Below are 18,248 nucleotides of genomic sequence, written 5' to 3'. Positions count from 1 at the left end.
AATAAAATATCAAATAAATAGGATTTAACAATCAATCGATATATAAAAAATAATATATCGATTTTTAGTACATTATAATAAAACAAGATTGTTAACATGGTAACAAAATAAAAAATTAAAAATATTTGTTAATACAAAAAATCAAAAAGGAGAGTTTATCTCCTTTCTGATTTTCGATAAAAAATGATTTATTGCTGATTATTCTCTACAGGAAATCTCAGTGCTCTTACATCATTTCCCGTTGGGGATTGGTGCACCCTTAAACCGAATTGGGGCAAAATAGCAAAAATATGATCAAAAATATCAGATTGAATCGCCTCGTATTGTACCCAAATAGTAGTGTTGGTAAACGCATAAATTTCAATAGGAAGCCCATCAGAGGTTGGTGCTAATTGTCTTACCATAATTGTCATTTGCTTATGAACATTAGGGTGATTTTTTAAATAAGCTTCAACATATGCGCGGAAGGTTCCGATATTGGTCATGCCCCGTTGATTTAATGGTGTTTGACATTCATTGCCTAAAGTTGCATTGAATTGATTAATTTCACTTTCCTTATTTTTGATATAAGGAGCTAATAAATGGGCCTTTTCTAGATCATCAAGTTGTTTTTTATCTAAAAAATGGATGCTATTAATATCAAGAGCAAGGCTTCGTTTAATACGACGTCCTCCTGATTTTGTCATTGCTTGCCAGTTTTTAAAGGAATCTGAAATTAGAGAATAAGTTGGAATGGTCGTAACCGTATTATCCCAATTACGCACTTTCACGGTTGTTAAACTGATATCAATGACGGCACCATCAGCACCATATTTAGGCATTTCTAGCCAGTCACCAAGGCTTATCATGTTGTTTGCAGATAATTGAATGCCGGCGACTAATCCCATAATAGGATCTTTAAACACCAACATTAATACAGCCGTCATGGCGCCTAAACCACTGAGTAAAATAAGAGGCGATTTGCCAATAAGTAGGGAAATAATCATTATCCCAATCAGTACAGAGGCGGCGAGTTTTAAGCTTTGAAAAATACCTTTTAATGGTAATCGGCCAAAGGAGGATGAATTTCTCATGATCTGCATACAGAGATCCATAATAGAGAAAAGCATCAATAAGCCGAAAATCAAACACCAAGCTTGTGCGCTGGTGGTGAGGATTTCTTGTGTTTTACCTGAACCCATCCAAACAAGTGCTTGGATATTAACAACGACACCTTGGATTAAAAAAGCAAAACGACTAAATAGTTTGTTTATTTCTAATGAAACTTGCCACTTTTGGTCATATTGATTGATGGCACTCGAAATTCGAGGTAGGACTAATTTGTGTAAAATAAAATGAAGAACAAGGGCAACAAGAAAAATAATGGCTAAAACGAGTAATAAAGAAGCGACTTGAGCGTATTCTTCATTGAATTGACGTATCCATGTAAGCAGTTGCTGCTGCATAAAATATCCTCATAGTTAATATGTATTGTGTATTAAGAGTACAGAAAAGAGATCTTAGTTCAAGGAGGTGAATTTTTTGTTACGAAAGGTGCGCGAGTAAATAAGGTGAGGAAAAAGAAAATAGATAGAATAAAAGCCAGAAATAGTCTTTTTTGCGATGAGGGGGCTATTTCTGGCTTTGAGCTGTTTATTATTTTAAATCAAATAATTACAGTAATCTAGTTGATGATAATTGTACAACAACTTGGTGCAAGTGAGTAATAAAAGAAGTCATTGATTTCATATTAAGTATCCTATTAATAAAATGTGATTTACGTCACAAATATTTTCTAAGATTGATTTTAATCACATTCTCATAACAGTCAATAGCTTTATGCAAAAATATTTTAAATTTTAAATTATTTTTTATGCAAAAGGCATTTTTTGCTTATTTAATCAGTGGTGTCTTATTGGTGAGTTTTTTTATCTTATTGTTTATTAAGTTTTTTTATTTCTTTTGGTTAACAATGCTCAGTTGACTTTTTTCTATTGTGATTTTCACTTGTTTTTTTTGCTTTAAGCTAAAAATGGAATCGAAAAAAGAAAGGAAATCACTCAATGAATATCGAAACAAAAGAAGAACGTTTACAAAAAATCTTACAAGGTGAGAAAGGTGCAATAGCACTGACACCTCCTGTATATGGTGCTCGTGCTCAAGCCGTTATTGATGCTGATGTGGAAATTAAATTCAATCAGATAAAATCATCTCCTGATGATCCTGATAACGAAGTCAAAATGAATCGAGTTATCAAATATGAAGTGGTTGTCACGGGAATTAATCTACGTTTGGCTGAATGGCGTACAAGCCCAAAAGGCATTTTAATTTTGCCAAATAACAAAGATGTCTACATTACGATAGTAGATGACAGCAAAACAGAGATCTCGTTAACGGGCAATCGAAGTGGTGTGGCGTCATTACAATTAATTTTAAAAGATGAAGATGATGAAAATATTGTTTATTACGCAACGCCGATACAAATTCGTGTTACCCCACCTAAACCCAATCCTAATACCGACTGTTCATCGACTCATTGTGAAAAATTTGATGACTTGTTGACAATACGTTCAGAATCTATGCAATGGCCAAGTCAGTGGGAAAGTATATCTAAAAGTTTTGTAGTACATCTTCAAGATAAAGAAGGTGAGGATGTTCAAAATAAAGAGATCAAATTAGCTTACGATGTAGATAATAGTACATTAACTGTTGAGCCTGAAATTTATAATTCTGATGGCGAGAAAATCAATATTGGCAAAACTAACAAATACGGTATTGCAAACTTTAAAGTCAAATTTAAAAATAGTGAACCTAAACAAGTCGCTATATTCTATGCTGAAACTGAAAATAGCGAAGAACCAACGAAGCCAATTAAATCAAGAGATTATTATGTTGAAATGACAACGGAGAAATTACCTTCTCCTAAAGTGCCTGCAACATTAAATGGTATTCTCAGCTACCATAGTGAAAATTATTGCGTTAACGCAAATCTAATTTTAGGTCGTGACATTAGTGAAAGCACTCAAGTTGGATTTTATTTTAATGATCAACTTAAGATGTTGCCATGTACTGATAAATCAGCAGTTTCTGTGAGATTAGAAAATCAGTCATTAACAAATGGCATTCATTATATTTCTTTCTTTACGGTTGATATCTTCGATAATATCTGTTTTTCTCGACGTGAGCGTATTATTGTTGATAACTCTTTAACGGGGGAATGTAGTAAGCAAATTAAAAATATTGCGCCAAAACCTTGCATTAGTGTCACTATTCCACAGATTTGTGATCGCTACTTTAATTCCGTCAATATTAGGCTTGTTCCTTCCTTATGTTTACAAATTAAAAACCGTGTAGCGAAAATGAATATCCAAAAAATGGTTATCATCTTTAATGGTTATTCTAAGGTAAATAGTAGTGAAAGAACGTTGGTATATCGCTCAACATTAGAAATCTACGCCGATGATCCTCGTTTAGGGGATTTCTTGCACGATACAACTCCTAATAATGAGCCTATTAATATGGTTGAAATCGTTGAGCCTGCATTAGAGAGTATTTTGGCTGATGCATTGCCTAATATTGAAGTAGGGCAACTCGGTATTCAGGTAATGGTCTTTGAAAAAACAGGAAATTGTTACCTCTGTGGAGAAAATATGTATACGGTATCTCTGCGTTTACCTTGTGCTTAATACAACTCCATTCTAGTTTCTACTCAAGAGCCACATCATGTGGCTCTTTACTTAGCAAAAACTAATAGGAATATTATTATTTTATCGGCTATTAACGAGTCATTCTTTTTATTGCACTAGTTATCGATAAAATGGTGAGTGAGCTTAAAATAAGCTGTATACCAATCAATGCCATTACTAGAGCTACGGATGTTTCAGGCCCAAACGCAAGTAGAAAATAGGCGATAACGAGATCTAAAAAACCTACCAAGATATTAAACCAGCCATAAAAGTTATCTTTAATTTGTTTGAAGCCGATATTTAGACGCAATATCCCTGCAAAAATAAAGAGAAAGCCGATAAAAAAAGCTAGGCTAAGCATACCGTTTAGCGGATCGGTAATAAAAATATAACCAAGTAAAAGATAAATAAAACCCGCTAATAAAGTGATGAGCATTGACCAGCCTGAAGAGACTTGAGAATTGAAGCCACCAATAATACTGGATATTGCACAGGCAAAGAAAACGATGCCGAGTAATACACTGATAACAACACCTGAAGAGAGAGGGTTAATAATACAGATAAAACCTGCAATAAAGCCCAATGTAGCGATAATATTCATTAAGGTACATTGTCTTTTAACCAGTTTCTCTGTTAGCTGAGATAAATTATTTTTATTAATATCTAACATAGCAACCTCTTTATGCTTATATTTTGGACATAAGTTAAATTATAGCAATTTTTGCTTATATAACATGACTTCTTTAAATAAAACTATAATTAAAAAGAGGTAGAGAAGGTGATAAATCACCTTTGAAATATAAAATTGAAGGAGTAAGGTAGTGGCTAAGGTAAAATGTTAATAAAAGTTATAGCGGAGGTAAAATGTCTGATGTTGTGTATTTAAATAATCAGTTTGTACCTAAAGAGCAGGCTAAAATATCTGTTTTTGACCGTGGTTTTTTATTTGCAGATGCGGTTTATGAAGTTACCGCAGTTATTGATAGTCAACTCATTGACTTTGACGAGCATTTCCAACGTTTACAGCGTTCGTGCAAAGAATTAGGATTATCCCTTCCTATCACGAAATTGCAATTAATCGATATTCATCAGAAGCTTATTGAAAGCAATCATCTTCATGAAGGGCTTATTTATTTACAAATAACCCGAGGTACTGATTCATCTCGCTTTTTTGATTTTCCGTCTTCATCTATTTCTCCCACAATTGTTGCTTTCGTTCAACACTCCACCGTAATTAATCACCCCAATGCCAAAAAAGGTATTTCAGTAGTTAGTGTTGACGATATTCGCTGGCAGCGTTGTGATATTAAAACCGTTGCATTATTAGCCGCGTGTTTAGCGAAACATTATGCACATCAACAAGGTGCTGATGATGCTATTTTAATAAAAAATGGCTATATAACGGAAGGTAGTTCAAGTAATTTTTTTATTATAAATCATGATAATGAAATTATTACACGACCTCTGAGTCAGGATATTTTACCGGGGATTACGCGCCAAGCAATTATTCAATTAGCGCAAGAAGAAGAGCTTAAAGTCATTGAGCGTTTATTTACGCTTGATGAAGCTAAAAAAGCAAAAGAAGCTTTTATTAGCTCGGCTACCACGTTAATTTGGCCTGTAATTTCAATAGATAATGAAGAGATAAATCAGGGGGAAGTTGGGCATTTGTCTCAACGTCTACGAGAGATCTACCTTGATAAAGCACTTAAAAAATAATTGAATAGACAAATATACTTAATAAAATTTATCGCACTGTTTTTAGATTTTTATTGCAATATAACAGTGCGGTAAATTTATTATTCATTGTATTAATTATGATGTTCAATAATCATTACAGCGGTTGTATCTGGTTCTAAAGCCCGGAATATATGAGTAACATCACCGGGATAGCAAATATAATCACCGGGTTGCAATTCTTGTTGATTATCTATCGTTCCCACCATTGCACTACCACTAATAATAATAATGTGTTCAGTCACATTTTTACTGTGAGGATCTGACACCCTATCTTTTCCCGGTTGAGCAATTACGGTGTATATATCGCGCTTTGCCCCCATAGGGCAGGATGAAAGTAAAAAAGCATGGTAATACGCTTTTTCTGCACTAATTTTAAAACCATCACCTTTGCGAATAACTTTGACTTCAGGTTGTGGTGCTGAAATAAGTTGAGAAAACGGAATGTTTAATGCAACACAAATCGCCCAAAGTGTTTCAATACTCGGGTTTCCTTGGCCTGCTTCTAATTGAGATAATGTGGATTTTGCAACACCTGCTCGTCTTGCAATTTCAGCAAGCGAAAGGCCTGCTTTTTTTCTCTCTCGGGCAAGGGCCTGAGAAATAATTTCAATAGGCGCACAAGGCGATGACATCATAGCTTCCTTTAAAATCATCTTGCAAAAAAATAGATCGTTCAACATAATGAACGATATGTTCAATAAAAAATACGACATTTTATGAAAATTAACAGTCGGCTTGATAATAACGTACTTAGAGACATTCTGCTTGTTTCATTAGCAGATGGTATTGTTGGTATCTCTTATGGTGCTTTAGCTCATACACAAGGGTTTGATTTTTGGGTGCCATTAGTGTTATCCATTTTCGTTTTGGCTGGTGCTTCTGAGTTTCTTTTTATTGGTGTGGTGGCGATGGGAGGAAGTGCAATTTATGCAGCGATTGCTGGATTAATGGTTAATGCACGACATATTCCCTTCAGTATGGCTGTAAAAGATTTACCCGGAAAAGGACTTAAATCATTATTAGGCTTTCATATATTAAATGATGAAAGTGTTGTATTTGGCTTATCTCAACGCACAGCTGAACAGAATAAACTTGCATTTTGGGCATGTGGGTTGAGCATTTTACTTGTTTGGCCTTTAGGAACCATGATAGGCGTTTATTTAGGATCATTTATTGTTGATATTAAGATGTTAGGGTTAGATGCGATGTTCCCCGCTATTATCTTGGCATTAAGTTTGCCAGCATTAAAAAATAAACTAACACGTAATGCTGCGATTATTGGTAGTGCCATTGCTCTTATAACAACGTTATTTTTACCTGTAGGGATACCTGTTTTATTGTCATTAGTTGGCGTGTTATTTGTGTTAAGGAGAATATAATGTCCACAGTATCTATTATTACAGGAATTGTTATTCTTGCTGTTGGCACATATGCTATGCGTCTTTCCGGAATATTACTTAATAATAGGTCCGGTGTTTCGCCTCGTGTAAAAGAGATACTTTCATTATCAGCAATTGTTATTTTATTTTCAGTGGCAACGACCTCAACATTTTTTGATGGCGATCAGCTTGCTGATATATCAAAAATTATTGGTGTTGGAGTAGCTGGAGTTTTAACTTGGAAAAAAAAGCCATTTATTATGATTGTGCTTAGTGCAGCAATAGTGACTGCTGGGTTACGTTGGCTAATAAAGCTTTGGGAATAAACCAACAATTAACGTTACGATGATAAAAGAGAAAGGAGGCGTTAATGCCTCCTTTCTAATAGTTTTTTAATTAACAGACGATTAGTCATTTTCTGATAATTTGATTTCTAATGGTAGTGTGATAATAAAACCAATACCTCTATTATTAAGTCCTTCAGTCACAATTAATGAGGCTTGAATTTTATTAGCAAGATTTTGTGCAATGGATAACCCCAAGCCACTACCAGTTTCATTTGAACCAGGAACACGATAAAAACGTGAAAAAAGGGCATTAATATGTTCTTTTGCCACCCCAGGTCCGTCGTCACGCACAAAAATATTAATCCCTTCTGCATACCTATTCTCAATAGTGACTTCTACTTGGCTACCTCTAGGGCAATATTTAATAGCATTATCAAGTAGATTATTAAATATAGAGAGTAATGCCTGTTTATCAGTTTTAAGGGGTAATGGATGCCCTTCATTTAGTGATAATTCGATATTTTTACTAATTGCATATGGAACACGTTGTGCTATTGCATTACCAATGATGTTATAGATATCAAGAGTTTCTATTTTAAGTGGAAAATCATCACATTCTAATCGGGCTAAATCAATTAATTGATGAGAAAGAGCCGCGGCTCTATCAAGCGATTGCTTCATATCATCAATAATTTCTTCGCGTTCATGTTGATCATCGACTAAAGAGAGTAAATGTAATTGAGCAATAACCGCTGCAATAGGTGTTCTTAATTCATGGGCAGCATCTGCCATAAATTGTTTCTCACGAATATTCGCTGCATCAATTCTTGCCATTAACTGGTTTAATTCTTTAAAGATTGGACGTATCTCTTTAAATTGTTGACCGACATTAATGGGCGTTAAGTTACGAGGTTTACGATTAGAAATAAGTTCTGCAGCTTGTCTTAACGGGCGTAAACTAAAATAAGCTGTAATTAAAATAGCAAAAATAACCGTTGCTAGAATAAACAAAAAGGGTACAAATGTTCCTTCAACAGGGTTACCTATAACATGGCCCCTATCTTCAACGGATTCACCAATAAACACTTTTATTTTGTGTTTTTCTCCCCAACTAAAAGAGAGTATCCATTTTTCTCCTGCAACAGAGACTTTTTCTGACGCTAATGAAAGCACTCTGGTTGGAATAGGTAATTCAGGGCGATTAGTATAAATTAGGGTATTATTTTCGTCTAAGGCGATAAACCAAGGTAAATATTGTAATTCATCATCTTCACCATTAAGCATAGCGTCGATGTACATACCTTGTAAGTTATGTGCAATTTCTTTGAGTACTTCAGGTTGGTCAGCAACACTCTCTAGAGTATTAGCAAAACCCTCAGCAATAATTTCTTGCTGTTTATTATAAATTTTTTCAAATTCAGCAAGATAATCAAATTGTATCCAAGCTAACCATACGCCCCAAAGCATAACAATAGAGATAATTTGAAGAACAATGGTGTAAATAAAGAAAGAACGGATCTTCATTTAGTTAGCTTCTTTTTTTAATAAATAACCCACACCACGCACCGTGATAATTCGCTCTTTTCCTATTTTTCTACGTAAATTATGCATGTGGACTTCAAGTGAATTACTTTCAATTTTATCATCTAGACCAAATAAGCGTTGTTCTAACTCGGATTTACGCACTACATTGTCAGTATTACGCATTAATTCGTATAGCAACTGATATTCTTTACCTGATAATAAAAGTAGTTCGTCATTTAAGGTGACTTGATGGTTTGCTGGATTAAGCTGTAAATCCCCAATAGACCATATTTGTGATGAAAAACCCGCCATTCTACGGCTAACTGCTTTTACACGGGAAATAAGTTCAGGCATAGCAAAAGGCTTCGGTAAAAAATCATCAGCCCCTGAATCTAATGTTTGTACTAAATTGTCGATTTGAGTTCGGGCCGTTAAAATGATGATCGGAATTTTTTCACCGTTCTTTCTAAGTGCAATAAGTTCATCTTGCCCATCACCATCAGGCAGACCCAAATCTAATAGCATTAAATCAAAAGGGCGCTGACTCAGCTGAACACGAGCATCAGCAAGTAACCTAACCCAACATGGGTGAAAACCGGCAATTTCAAGCCCACGACAAAGCGCTTTACCGAGTTGTAAATCGTCTTCAACCAATAAAATATTCATAATAATACCTATCTAAAATCGTCTAAAGAAAGTATAAGAGCCAAATAAAAATTGAGCAATATAATAAAATGTAAAATTAGGTTTGATTAATGAACTCTTAATGTAAGATAAAAATTTATTTAATATGTTTTTTTACTAAAAATAAGAGACTTTAAAAAGAAAGTATTATTATAAATGGAGTGTCTAGATAATCTTATTTTATATTTTTTCATTACAAGGCATTTAATGTTAATTTTTAAAAACGAATTAAGATAGAATCGTTGTTTTTGATTTTCTATAACCAGTATATTACCATACTATTATGTTAAGTTAACTTAAATGATTTATCTAAGATACTTGTTATTTTTAAATAAAATATAACTTTAATTGAGAGTAATTAAATGTGGCAGTGTATTTGAGATAATGTAAATATAAAAAAATAATTTCATTGATTAATATGTCTGTTAAAATGATGCTTTATTGTTTTATTGAAATAAAATAATAGGATTATTATATCCCTGTTGTGCAACATTTTATTATATTTAGATTATTTACTCTATTCATCTATACTCTTACAGTTGAACTCCGTATTTTAAAAGGAATTTAAATTTTATTAAAAGGAATTTATATGAAATTAGATTGTGTTATTTAGTATAAATTAAATCATTCTGTGTCAGAAATGCTCCCATCCCTCTGGGAGCATTTCACATGGCCGTTATTACTCACATAATGAGTCATCCCATAATTTTAAATCAAATGGTAAATTTAACGGTTTTGCTAGTTCACTCGCTATATTTTGAAATTCTGATTTTGCGTGTTCTAAACGTTGTTTATCACTTTCAGGAATAAAGTTATCTTTTGCTGGTAAGTCATCTAAGTTGTATTCTTCCACTAATACTTCATCGTCCCAACGCTGAAATAGCCAATAACTACCAGACACCAGTGTATAATTAGTGCCTTTAATTAATGTTTTTCTATCAGATTGGTAATGCACGGGAATTAATTGATTAGCGACATTATCCCAGATCCAGCCTTTATAAGTGCTATCAGTTAAACGTGTTATCGACCAATGCATATCATCAGGCTGATAAAAATTCAGTTCTATTAGAGGTATATAAATTGGATTATCTGTGGAAAATGAGGCTTGAACGAGTCCATTTGTAAAATAGGAGATATCCAATATTTTGTTATTGTTGTTTAATTTTAAATGACAACCATCCCATTTTGTTATTTTCAAACCGTTTTTTTCTGGAACTTCTGGAATTGAAATTATGAGGTCTGTTGCACTGTCTTTGGCTGGTGGATAGTAATGGCCTGTAATGTATTCATCATTACTGCCATAAAATTTCCATGTTGCTAAGGGGGTGTGCTTAAAATAGACATTAAAAATAAAAAAAGAAAGTAAAGCAATAGTCAAAAAAAGAAAAATCAGTCGTGTTTTTATAGTCATTTTACTTTATTGCCTATTTTCTATTTACTCTTAAAGTTGTATAAATTTAGTGTAACAGAAATGAATCATTTAATTAAAGAAGGTAATATACTTTTACCAGAAAAAGGACATGTATTTTATGTCATTAAGGTAAATATACTTAAATAGGATTTCACCATGATTAAAAATTCAGTCTTAGCTTCATACCCTTTTTTAAAAGAGATGGAAAATGATGAATATTATCCTGCTCACCTTGTAAAAAAAGGACAACATTTACTTAAAACGCTGTGTTTGAAAATTGAAGCAACTTCACCTAAAGATTTATCAGAACTTTATGTTTTAACTCAAGAAACAACAGATCAATTTAATGATCTTGCTGAGGCTTTTTGTGAAGAAGGTAGTGATATTGAAACTGTTGCAAGAGAGTGTATTGCAGAAGATTTTGGTATTATTGCTGATGAATATGGTTTTAAAGATGCTGATATAGAAGAATTAATTGCAACAAGAGATTGGTAAAAAAGGATGAGAAAACAAGGTAATGTTTTCTCATTTTTATTATTTTTAATTATCTATTTATATAAATAAAATAAAAGTAACTTATATTTATCTTATGCTATTTATTATCTAGGCGAGAATAGAATAATTTAGTTGACAAAAAAATATTTATTAATAAACTAGCCTACAGTTTGGTCTATAAGACTCGTAAGCGTTTACGTTAATCAACGCATATAACTTATTTTTAGCCTGTTGTATTGGCAGTTATGTGCCGTTGTACAATCGTATTATTGGAGTCTTTCATTATGTCTTTTCATGACAAAAATTACTTTTTAGGTATTCCTAAACTACCTACCCGAGCAATGGTTTTTCTTGTTCCTTTTTTCCTTTCTTTTATTATGTCAGGTATTGTTGCTTTTATTAGTACTATCAAATCGTTAGGAATGGGTATGTATGTTATCTCCCCATGGTTAAGCTCTTGGGGGATCTCTTGGATGATTGCTTTTCCAACAGTCTTATTTGTATTGCCTATCGCAAGACGTTTCTCTCTGTTACTGGTTAAGCCTGCAAAATCGAATAACTAATTAGAAAAAAGATCAGCGTTCGGTGCTGATCTTTTTCATTACACTCATTTTTTGTTTTATTTTTTCAAATAATATCTTATGACATTGTAGAAGATTAAAATAACGTGATAGTTTATTGAGTAACTCTTGCATTCTTTTAATAACTATAAGGTTTAAGTCAGAATACATAATAACTAAGAAATAGAGTATTTATCATCACAATGTGAAGTAGAGCATCGCCTTGATGGATAAGATCCGATAGCCTTAAACTTGTATATTAAATCCATTTATTTATAAGCGAAGTAGTTTTCTTTGCATAAATTCTTATTGGTAGCAGGAGGCTTTATATGAGTTTGTTGTTCTCCCCTAAAAAATTAGGCCCCCATCAGTTAGATAATCGTATTATTGTTGCGCCTATGTGCCAATATTCGGCACAAGATGGTTATCCGACGACATGGCACACTATGCATTATGGGCAGCTTGCATTATCAGGTGCTTCGCTTGTGATTGTGGAAGCTACTGCTGTTGAGCCGAGAGGCCGTATTAGCTATAAAGATTTAGGTATTTGGTCTGATCAGCATGGCAGTGAATTAAAAAAATTGGTTGATAATATTAAGCAATATTCCTCTGCTAAAATTGGTATACAAATCGCCCATGCAGGACGTAAAGCATCAACCGATTTACCTTGGAATGGCGGTGTATCATTAGCACCAGATTCTCCTCATGGTTGGCAAAAAGTTGCACCTTCAGCAATTCCTTTTGGAAAAAATCATCAGCCTCATGCCCTGACGATTGAAGAAATTGAAGAGATAAAACAATCCTTTATTGATGCGGCGAAAAGAGCAGAATCAGCGGGTTTTGATGTTATTGAAATTCATGGCGCTCATGGATATTTATTGCATGAATTCTTATCCCCATTATCAAATGATAGAACAGATCAGTATGGTGGCGATTTTAATAATCGTAGTCGGTTATTAGCAGATGTTTTTGTTGGTGTGAAAAATGCTGTTTCTGATAATGTTTGTGTTGGTGTGAGGATTTCTGCAACAGATTGGGTTGACGGTGGCTGGGATCTTGAAAGTGCAGTTGCTTTAACACAACACCTTGAAGAATTAGGTTGCCATTATATTCATGTTTCTTCTGGTGGTTTATCTGATAAGCAAAATATTAAACTAGGCCCTAATTATCAAGTGCCATTTGCTCAGGCTATTTATAATGAAACACAATTGCCAGTTATTGCGGTTGGACTTATTACTGAGCCAGAACAAGCTGAAGCTATTTTATTAACAGAGCAAGCTGACTTTATTGCATTAGGTCGAGGTATTTTATACGATCCTCGTTGGCCTTGGCATGCGGCAGAAAAACTGAAACAAACTATAAAAGTTGCACCTCAATATTTACGTTGTGCGCCTCATGGTAGTAAAGATTTTTTTAAATAGTTATTTTTTAAGCCATGGATAGTCATAAATGTTATGTAGATTATCCGTGGTTTTTTCGTCAATAAAGCTTCTCATGATAGAGAATAATAGTGGTGTAAGCTTATTGAATAATGAGATCGGATCATAAAGTAAAATGAAAATAAATCCTTTATTGCTTCAACCTAGGATTGCTTAAGACGATGTGTTTTGAATGCGAACACATCATCAGAGAATTAAGCATTCTTTGATGACTCATTAATTTATAGCGAGTCATATTATGAAAAATAAGCATTGGTCACGTGTAGAATATCTGCATGAAACAGTAAAAAATAAAAACATTATCATTAAAGGACAACATAGCTATTACAGTGATTGTTGGGATGAGGGTTTTGAAGCTTCGGTTGTGCGCTATCTTTATGGTGATGAAATTAGCTTGCAATGGAAACCATTATGGGAAATTGATAAATTATATATCGGTGATTATGTTTGTATTGGTGCACAAGCCGTTATATTAATGGGCGGAAATCATACCCATCGTCTCGATTGGTTCTCACTTTATCCTTATATGGATAAAATTGAAGAGGCTTATATAGGTAAAGGTGATACTCATATTCAGGATGGTGCATGGATAGGAATGCGTGCAATGATAATGCCTGGGGTCACTGTTGGTGAAGGGGCTATTGTCGCTGCTAATAGTGTTGTTTCCAAAGATGTGGAACCTTATAGCATTGTAGGTGGAACACCAGCAAAACATCTTAAATATCGTTTTGATCCAAATGTGATTGAGCAACTTTTATTGTTAAAAATTTATCAATGGTCAGAGACGAAATTTGAAGCGCTTAGGCCTTATTTATGTCAATCCTCAATTGATAAATTATTAATCGCAGAAGCAAATTTTATTGAATAAACATAGACCCCTAAATATAAAAATATTTAGGGGTTTTTACTTAGTTGTTTTTTTAATATAGATTTATAATACTATATAAAATATGAAAAAATAACGTTGTTATTATTTGATCTTTATCTCAAAATTTAAAATATTTTAATTTTATTAAATTTGTTCTTATTTTTAATATGCTGTTTGTTTCTTTTTTTCTTATTTCTTATCTTTTTTCTTTAGTGATTGATTTTATTTTAAAAATAAAAAAATAATAATTTAATTTTTAATTGATATTCTAATTATATAATAAAGTTATTATTCATTTATAATTGAGTTTCTTAAGTTAATTAATTTTTTTTTAAAATATATAATGTGTAAAAAATAAAATACATATTACTCTATATATGAGTTTATTAATTATGGAGTGATATAAATATGATTTGTAATATCAGTTTCAAAATAAAATTATTGGCTATTATATTATTTTCATCTACATGTTCTTATGCCAATAATACCACTTTATTAGGTGGAAATAGTAAAGCAGATGGTAATGAATCGACAGCAGTTGGATATAATACGTGGGCACATTCAGACCAATCAACGGCAATTGGTGCTAATGCGGGTGCCGAAGGGATCAATGCAACTGCAATTGGACATAAAAGTACAGCAATTGGTGATAATGCATTATCATTAGGAAGTGGAGCTATGGCAATTGGTGAAGGATCTCTTTCTATTGGCTCTCAGGCATATAGTGAAAATAAAGACGCCATTAGTATAGGAAAAGGTGCAATAAATAATGCTGAAAATGGTGTTATTTTAGGAAGTGGTAGCCGTCTTTCTAATAGTGCAGATAATTCTGTGATTATTGGAAGTAAGTCAACAGGAACAGCGAATAACGCAATTATATTAGGCGATAAAAGCAGTAATAATCGAGATAATACGCTATCGATAGGGAGTGATACAAATCAACGACAAATTATTAATGTTGCAGCAGGAACACAAGATACAGATGCTGTGAATGTTTCTCAGCTGAAAGAAGAGAAAAATAATATTCTAATTGAAGCTGATAAGCGCATTAATGACAATAATATTGTTATTAATGATAAAATTGAGCAAGAAAAAAATGCGTTACTCAAAGCAACCACAACTCAAATAAATGAAAATAATAAAGTAATACAAAATGATATTTCTAAAGCAAGTGAAGCTGTATTAAAACAAAGTGAATCTAAAGCAAAGGTATTAGCTGATGATGCAAATAAAAAATCGAATCAATATACCGATAGTAAAATAAAAGAACATCAAGATACTATTATTAATTATCTTAATGAAGAAAAAAATGAATTTTATCTTTATACCGAAGATAAGCTTTCAGAAATGAAAGCTGGTGTGGAATCTTATACTGATAATAAAGTCAATGATATAAAAAAAGGAATAGAAGAGCATACTAATAATAAAATTAGTGAGTCTGAAAGTAATATTAAAAATTACACAAATGATAGATTTATTGAAATTGAAAATAGTGGTAAAGAGTATACTGATTTTAAAATTAATGAGCATGATATAAAAATAGTTGAGCACATTGGTAATGTTAGAGATGAAATTACGATATCAACAGAAGGGAAAGTTAAAGCATCAGAAAAAAGTGCTAATAGTTATACGGATATAGAAATTAGTAAAATAGCATCGGGAATGGAAGGACTTATTGGTAAAAATAATGAAAAAATAACAAAGGAGCGTGAGAAGTATATTACTCAAAAGGGAAATGAGTATATTAACATCACTAATAACATTATTAGTGAGAGAGATGAATCGTTGAAGGAATATATCGAAAGATCAAAACATGACTCTATCTCTATTGCGAATGAGTATACCAATAATAAAATTAATAACATCTTTATTGATAACGATGTTGCACTGAAAAATATGGATAATAAAATTGATAAGGCAGATAAGAGAGCAAGTGCTGGTATTGCTTCCGTTGCAGCTATGGCGAATATTCCCTATATGACGGCTCACACTTTTAGCTTAGGTGTGGGGGTTGGTAATTATCGAGATGCTAATGCACTTGCAACAGGCGCCCAGTATCAAATAACAGAAAGTGCCATTATTCGTGTTTCAGCTTCATGGAATACAGAAGATCGCGGTGTTGTGGGTGGTGGTGTTTCTTATGGTTGGTAACTTTATGTTATATCGTGCCGTTTAGGCGTGAAGCTGAAATAGGGTTGTTATTTTTCTATTTATAAGCTGGCTTTTATGCTGTAGCTTTGAATAATAAAGATGACAACCTTTTTTTATATTACGAGTAAATTATGATCTATATTCATTCTGGCGGTGGCGTTTATGAAAAGCAGATAAGAGTTAATCAAGCTGCAACAGATAAAGCGCAAGAAATAGCAGAAAGTAAAATGAAATCTGTAGCAGAAATAGCCTCACCTGTTGATTTCCCAAATAAACTTGATGCTATAGGTGCAATATTGTTGATAGAGCCTTCAATTGAATTTGCTCAGGAAGTAGGGCGTAAATATTTACAGTCTATCGATATTGTGATTGCAGAGAGTTCTGATAAAGGAAAAAAATTAACTGTTTGTCAGATTGAATTTGCGGTAGTCAAAATCTGTGTTCTCTAGGTTTTGACTTAATGTAGTTATCCACATTAACTGTGGATAACTCTTGCCTTACATGTTAATAATCTTATTTGATGTTGATTTCATTGAAGATTTTTCTTTGATTGAAAAATATCCATTTGAATTAATTATTTTAATATCTTGTTATTATTAATAATAATTTACGACATAATAAAATCATGTACTTTTTAATTAAGGAAGGTAAAAAGAGGTATTGTACTCTTTATACGAAGTTATTTGTCGAATAATGGCGTGGGCTTACCGGCATTATCGACAGCGACAAAATTAAATTGGCCATGGATCACTTCTTCTCGTCCTTCTGCGTACATATCTTCCAGAAAAATAGAGACATTAACAGTTAAGCTAGTACGTCCAACACGAATAACTTCACCTACAAGTTCAATAATCGTACCTGATGGGATCGGGTGATTAAAGTTAATCTTTTCGGTTGAAACAGTCACTAGGCGTTTACGACTAAAGCGTGTGGCGGTAATAAATGAGACTTCATCCATCCAAGCTAATGCAGTACCACCAAAGAGTGTGGAGTGATGATTAGTAGTGGTTGGAAAGATAACTTTAGAAACACGAGTAACTGAATTTTTGATTTTATCTTGCAGTTCAGGAGATAAGTCAGAGATAGACATAACAATAAAGCCTTCTTCTTTTTGATACTGTAGGGAAATATTCCCCACAGTATAAAATAGAGTAAATTGAAAGCAAAGTAGATGAATGGCTGATAATGTCGTCAGTAATTAAAAGGTAATTTTGCCTTTTAGAAAAAGAGTAGCATCACCAGTAAGTAGAATACGACCATTTTTTAATTCACAATCGATATTTCCACCTCGCTTTGAGACTTGTCTTGCATGTAATTGTTTTTTATTGAGCTTATCACTCCAAATAGGAGCTAAGACACAGTGAGACGTGCCAGTAACGGGATCTTCATTTACTCCTTTTACTGGTGCAAAGAAACGAGAAATAAAATCAAAAGGTTTATCCCCTTTTGCAGTAATAATAACGCCAGGTAAATCTAACTGTGCTATTTGAGAAAAATTAGGTTGATAATTAATCACTGGATCTGGATCAGATAAAAAGCAAACATATCTATCACGCGCTTGCCAAACTTCATTGATGGTTAAATTGAGTTGTGTTTCGAGTTGTGATTTTATGCTGTTATTTAACGTCGCAGGAATGGTTGGAAAATCAAGCGTAAAAAATGAGTCTTGGCAAGAGACGGTGAGCTCACCTGAAAGTGAATGAAATTTAAATAAATTATCTGGAACGTGTTTAATCGTCTTTAATACAAATGCGGTGGCTAATGTGGCATGCCCACATAATGGTACTTCTATTTTGGGTGTAAACCAGCGAATGTGATTATCTACTAAAAAGGCGGTTTCAGGTAAATTAATCTCACTGGCAAGTGCAATTAAGGTGGCATCAGGCAACCATTCTTCTAACAAAATGACAGCTGCGGGGTTTCCTGAAAAAGGTGTAGAGGAAAAGGCATTAACATAATAAATAGGAAAAACAGTCATCTCATTACCTTAGTGATAAACTATCAATAAATAGAAGATAATGAGATTAAGTGTTTTAAATACTAGG

18 protein-coding genes are annotated in these 18,248 nt (G+C 33.1%); 10 read left to right on the top strand and 8 right to left on the bottom strand.

The features are described from left to right. Positions 1-188: 188 nt before the first annotated feature. A complete protein-coding gene (locus ABN080_RS05960) occupies positions 189-1,445 on the bottom strand; it encodes a mechanosensitive ion channel family protein (RefSeq protein WP_196553737.1) in 1,257 nt (418 codons plus the stop codon). 597 nt (positions 1,446-2,042) lie between these two features. Here ABN080_RS05960 and ABN080_RS05955 point away from each other — a divergent pair. After that, positions 2,043-3,665: a hypothetical protein gene (locus ABN080_RS05955; protein WP_349440599.1), complete on the top strand. Its 1,623-nt coding sequence runs from the start codon at positions 2,043-2,045 to the stop codon at positions 3,663-3,665. Between the two features lie 91 nt (positions 3,666-3,756). On the opposite strand, the gene ABN080_RS05950 is transcribed toward ABN080_RS05955, so the two are convergent. Next, positions 3,757-4,335: an HdeD family acid-resistance protein gene (locus ABN080_RS05950; protein WP_109407851.1), complete on the bottom strand. Its 579-nt coding sequence runs from the start codon at positions 4,333-4,335 to the stop codon at positions 3,757-3,759. A gap of 194 nt (positions 4,336-4,529) precedes the next feature. On the opposite strand from ABN080_RS05950, the gene ABN080_RS05945 reads away from it, so the two are divergent. Continuing rightward, entirely contained in the window at positions 4,530-5,384 is an 855-nt protein-coding gene (locus ABN080_RS05945) for a D-amino-acid transaminase (RefSeq protein ID WP_197269035.1), read from the top strand. 92 nt (positions 5,385-5,476) lie between these two features. Here the strand turns inward: ABN080_RS05945 and ABN080_RS05940 are convergent, their stop codons facing one another. After that, complete coding sequence (locus ABN080_RS05940) at positions 5,477-6,037, bottom strand: helix-turn-helix domain-containing protein (protein WP_072068566.1); 561 nt, start codon at positions 6,035-6,037, stop codon at positions 5,477-5,479. Positions 6,038-6,121: 84 nt separating this feature from the next. Here ABN080_RS05940 and ABN080_RS05935 point away from each other — a divergent pair, with 84 nt between their 5' ends. After that, complete coding sequence (locus ABN080_RS05935; RefSeq protein ID WP_349440598.1) at positions 6,122-6,784, top strand: AzlC family ABC transporter permease; 663 nt, start codon at positions 6,122-6,124, stop codon at positions 6,782-6,784. Beyond that, on the top strand, positions 6,781-7,110 hold the full coding sequence (locus tag ABN080_RS05930; RefSeq protein ID WP_196553834.1) for an AzlD domain-containing protein: 330 nt from the start codon (positions 6,781-6,783) through the stop codon (positions 7,108-7,110). Before ABN080_RS05935 ends, ABN080_RS05930 begins: the two co-directional genes overlap by 4 nt. Before the next feature lie 81 nt (positions 7,111-7,191). Here the strand turns inward: ABN080_RS05930 and ABN080_RS05925 are convergent, their stop codons facing one another. The 3 genes from ABN080_RS05925 to ABN080_RS05915 all read right to left on the bottom strand — a co-directional run bounded on the left by ABN080_RS05925 (position 7,192) and on the right by ABN080_RS05915 (position 10,690). Then, complete coding sequence (locus tag ABN080_RS05925; RefSeq protein WP_196553733.1) at positions 7,192-8,595, bottom strand: ATP-binding protein; 1,404 nt, start codon at positions 8,593-8,595, stop codon at positions 7,192-7,194. Further along, positions 8,596-9,261, bottom strand: coding sequence for a response regulator (locus ABN080_RS05920; RefSeq protein WP_115350000.1), 666 nt, complete (start codon positions 9,259-9,261; stop codon positions 8,596-8,598). Positions 9,262-9,958: 697 nt separating this feature from the next. Next, positions 9,959-10,690 carry a hypothetical protein gene (locus ABN080_RS05915; protein WP_349440597.1) on the bottom strand — a complete coding sequence of 244 codons (732 nt, stop codon included), beginning with the start codon at positions 10,688-10,690 and terminating at the stop codon, positions 9,959-9,961. Positions 10,691-10,846: 156 nt separating this feature from the next. Between ABN080_RS05915 and ABN080_RS05910 the strand changes: the two genes are divergently transcribed. From ABN080_RS05910 to ABN080_RS05885, 6 genes are all read left to right on the top strand, one after another. Then, positions 10,847-11,185, top strand: coding sequence for a DUF5713 family protein (locus ABN080_RS05910; RefSeq protein ID WP_349440596.1), 339 nt, complete (start codon positions 10,847-10,849; stop codon positions 11,183-11,185). Positions 11,186-11,469: 284 nt separating this feature from the next. Next, positions 11,470-11,748 carry a DUF2798 domain-containing protein gene (locus tag ABN080_RS05905; protein WP_072068559.1) on the top strand — a complete coding sequence of 93 codons (279 nt, stop codon included), beginning with the start codon at positions 11,470-11,472 and terminating at the stop codon, positions 11,746-11,748. Positions 11,749-12,074: 326 nt separating this feature from the next. Continuing rightward, positions 12,075-13,166, top strand: coding sequence for an NADH:flavin oxidoreductase/NADH oxidase (locus tag ABN080_RS05900; RefSeq protein WP_196553729.1), 1,092 nt, complete (start codon positions 12,075-12,077; stop codon positions 13,164-13,166). A gap of 256 nt (positions 13,167-13,422) precedes the next feature. Continuing rightward, positions 13,423-14,052: a CatB-related O-acetyltransferase gene (locus tag ABN080_RS05895; protein ID WP_349440595.1), complete on the top strand. Its 630-nt coding sequence runs from the start codon at positions 13,423-13,425 to the stop codon at positions 14,050-14,052. A gap of 408 nt (positions 14,053-14,460) precedes the next feature. After that, on the top strand, positions 14,461-16,203 hold the full coding sequence (locus ABN080_RS05890) for a YadA-like family protein (protein ID WP_349440594.1): 1,743 nt from the start codon (positions 14,461-14,463) through the stop codon (positions 16,201-16,203). 131 nt (positions 16,204-16,334) lie between these two features. Next, the gene (locus ABN080_RS05885; RefSeq protein ID WP_349440593.1) at positions 16,335-16,652 is read left to right on the top strand and encodes a hypothetical protein; all 318 of its coding nucleotides are present in this window, start codon (positions 16,335-16,337) and stop codon (positions 16,650-16,652) included. Between the two features lie 230 nt (positions 16,653-16,882). Here ABN080_RS05885 and ABN080_RS05880 read toward each other — a convergent pair whose 3' ends face one another. Together ABN080_RS05880 and ABN080_RS05875 are read right to left on the bottom strand one after the other, a co-directional pair. Then, positions 16,883-17,293, bottom strand: coding sequence for an acyl-CoA thioesterase (locus ABN080_RS05880; RefSeq protein WP_072068555.1), 411 nt, complete (start codon positions 17,291-17,293; stop codon positions 16,883-16,885). Positions 17,294-17,401: 108 nt separating this feature from the next. Beyond that, positions 17,402-18,181, bottom strand: a complete 780-nt coding sequence (locus tag ABN080_RS05875; protein WP_349440592.1) for a PhzF family phenazine biosynthesis protein — start codon at positions 18,179-18,181, stop codon at positions 17,402-17,404. Positions 18,182-18,248 lie beyond the last annotated feature (67 nt).

The sequence above is a fragment of the Proteus sp. fly-1089 genome (assembly GCF_040138965.1).
Taxonomy (GTDB): Bacteria; Pseudomonadota; Gammaproteobacteria; order Enterobacterales; family Enterobacteriaceae; genus Proteus; species Proteus vulgaris_B.
This window is presented reverse-complemented; position numbering and strand designations above follow the sequence as displayed.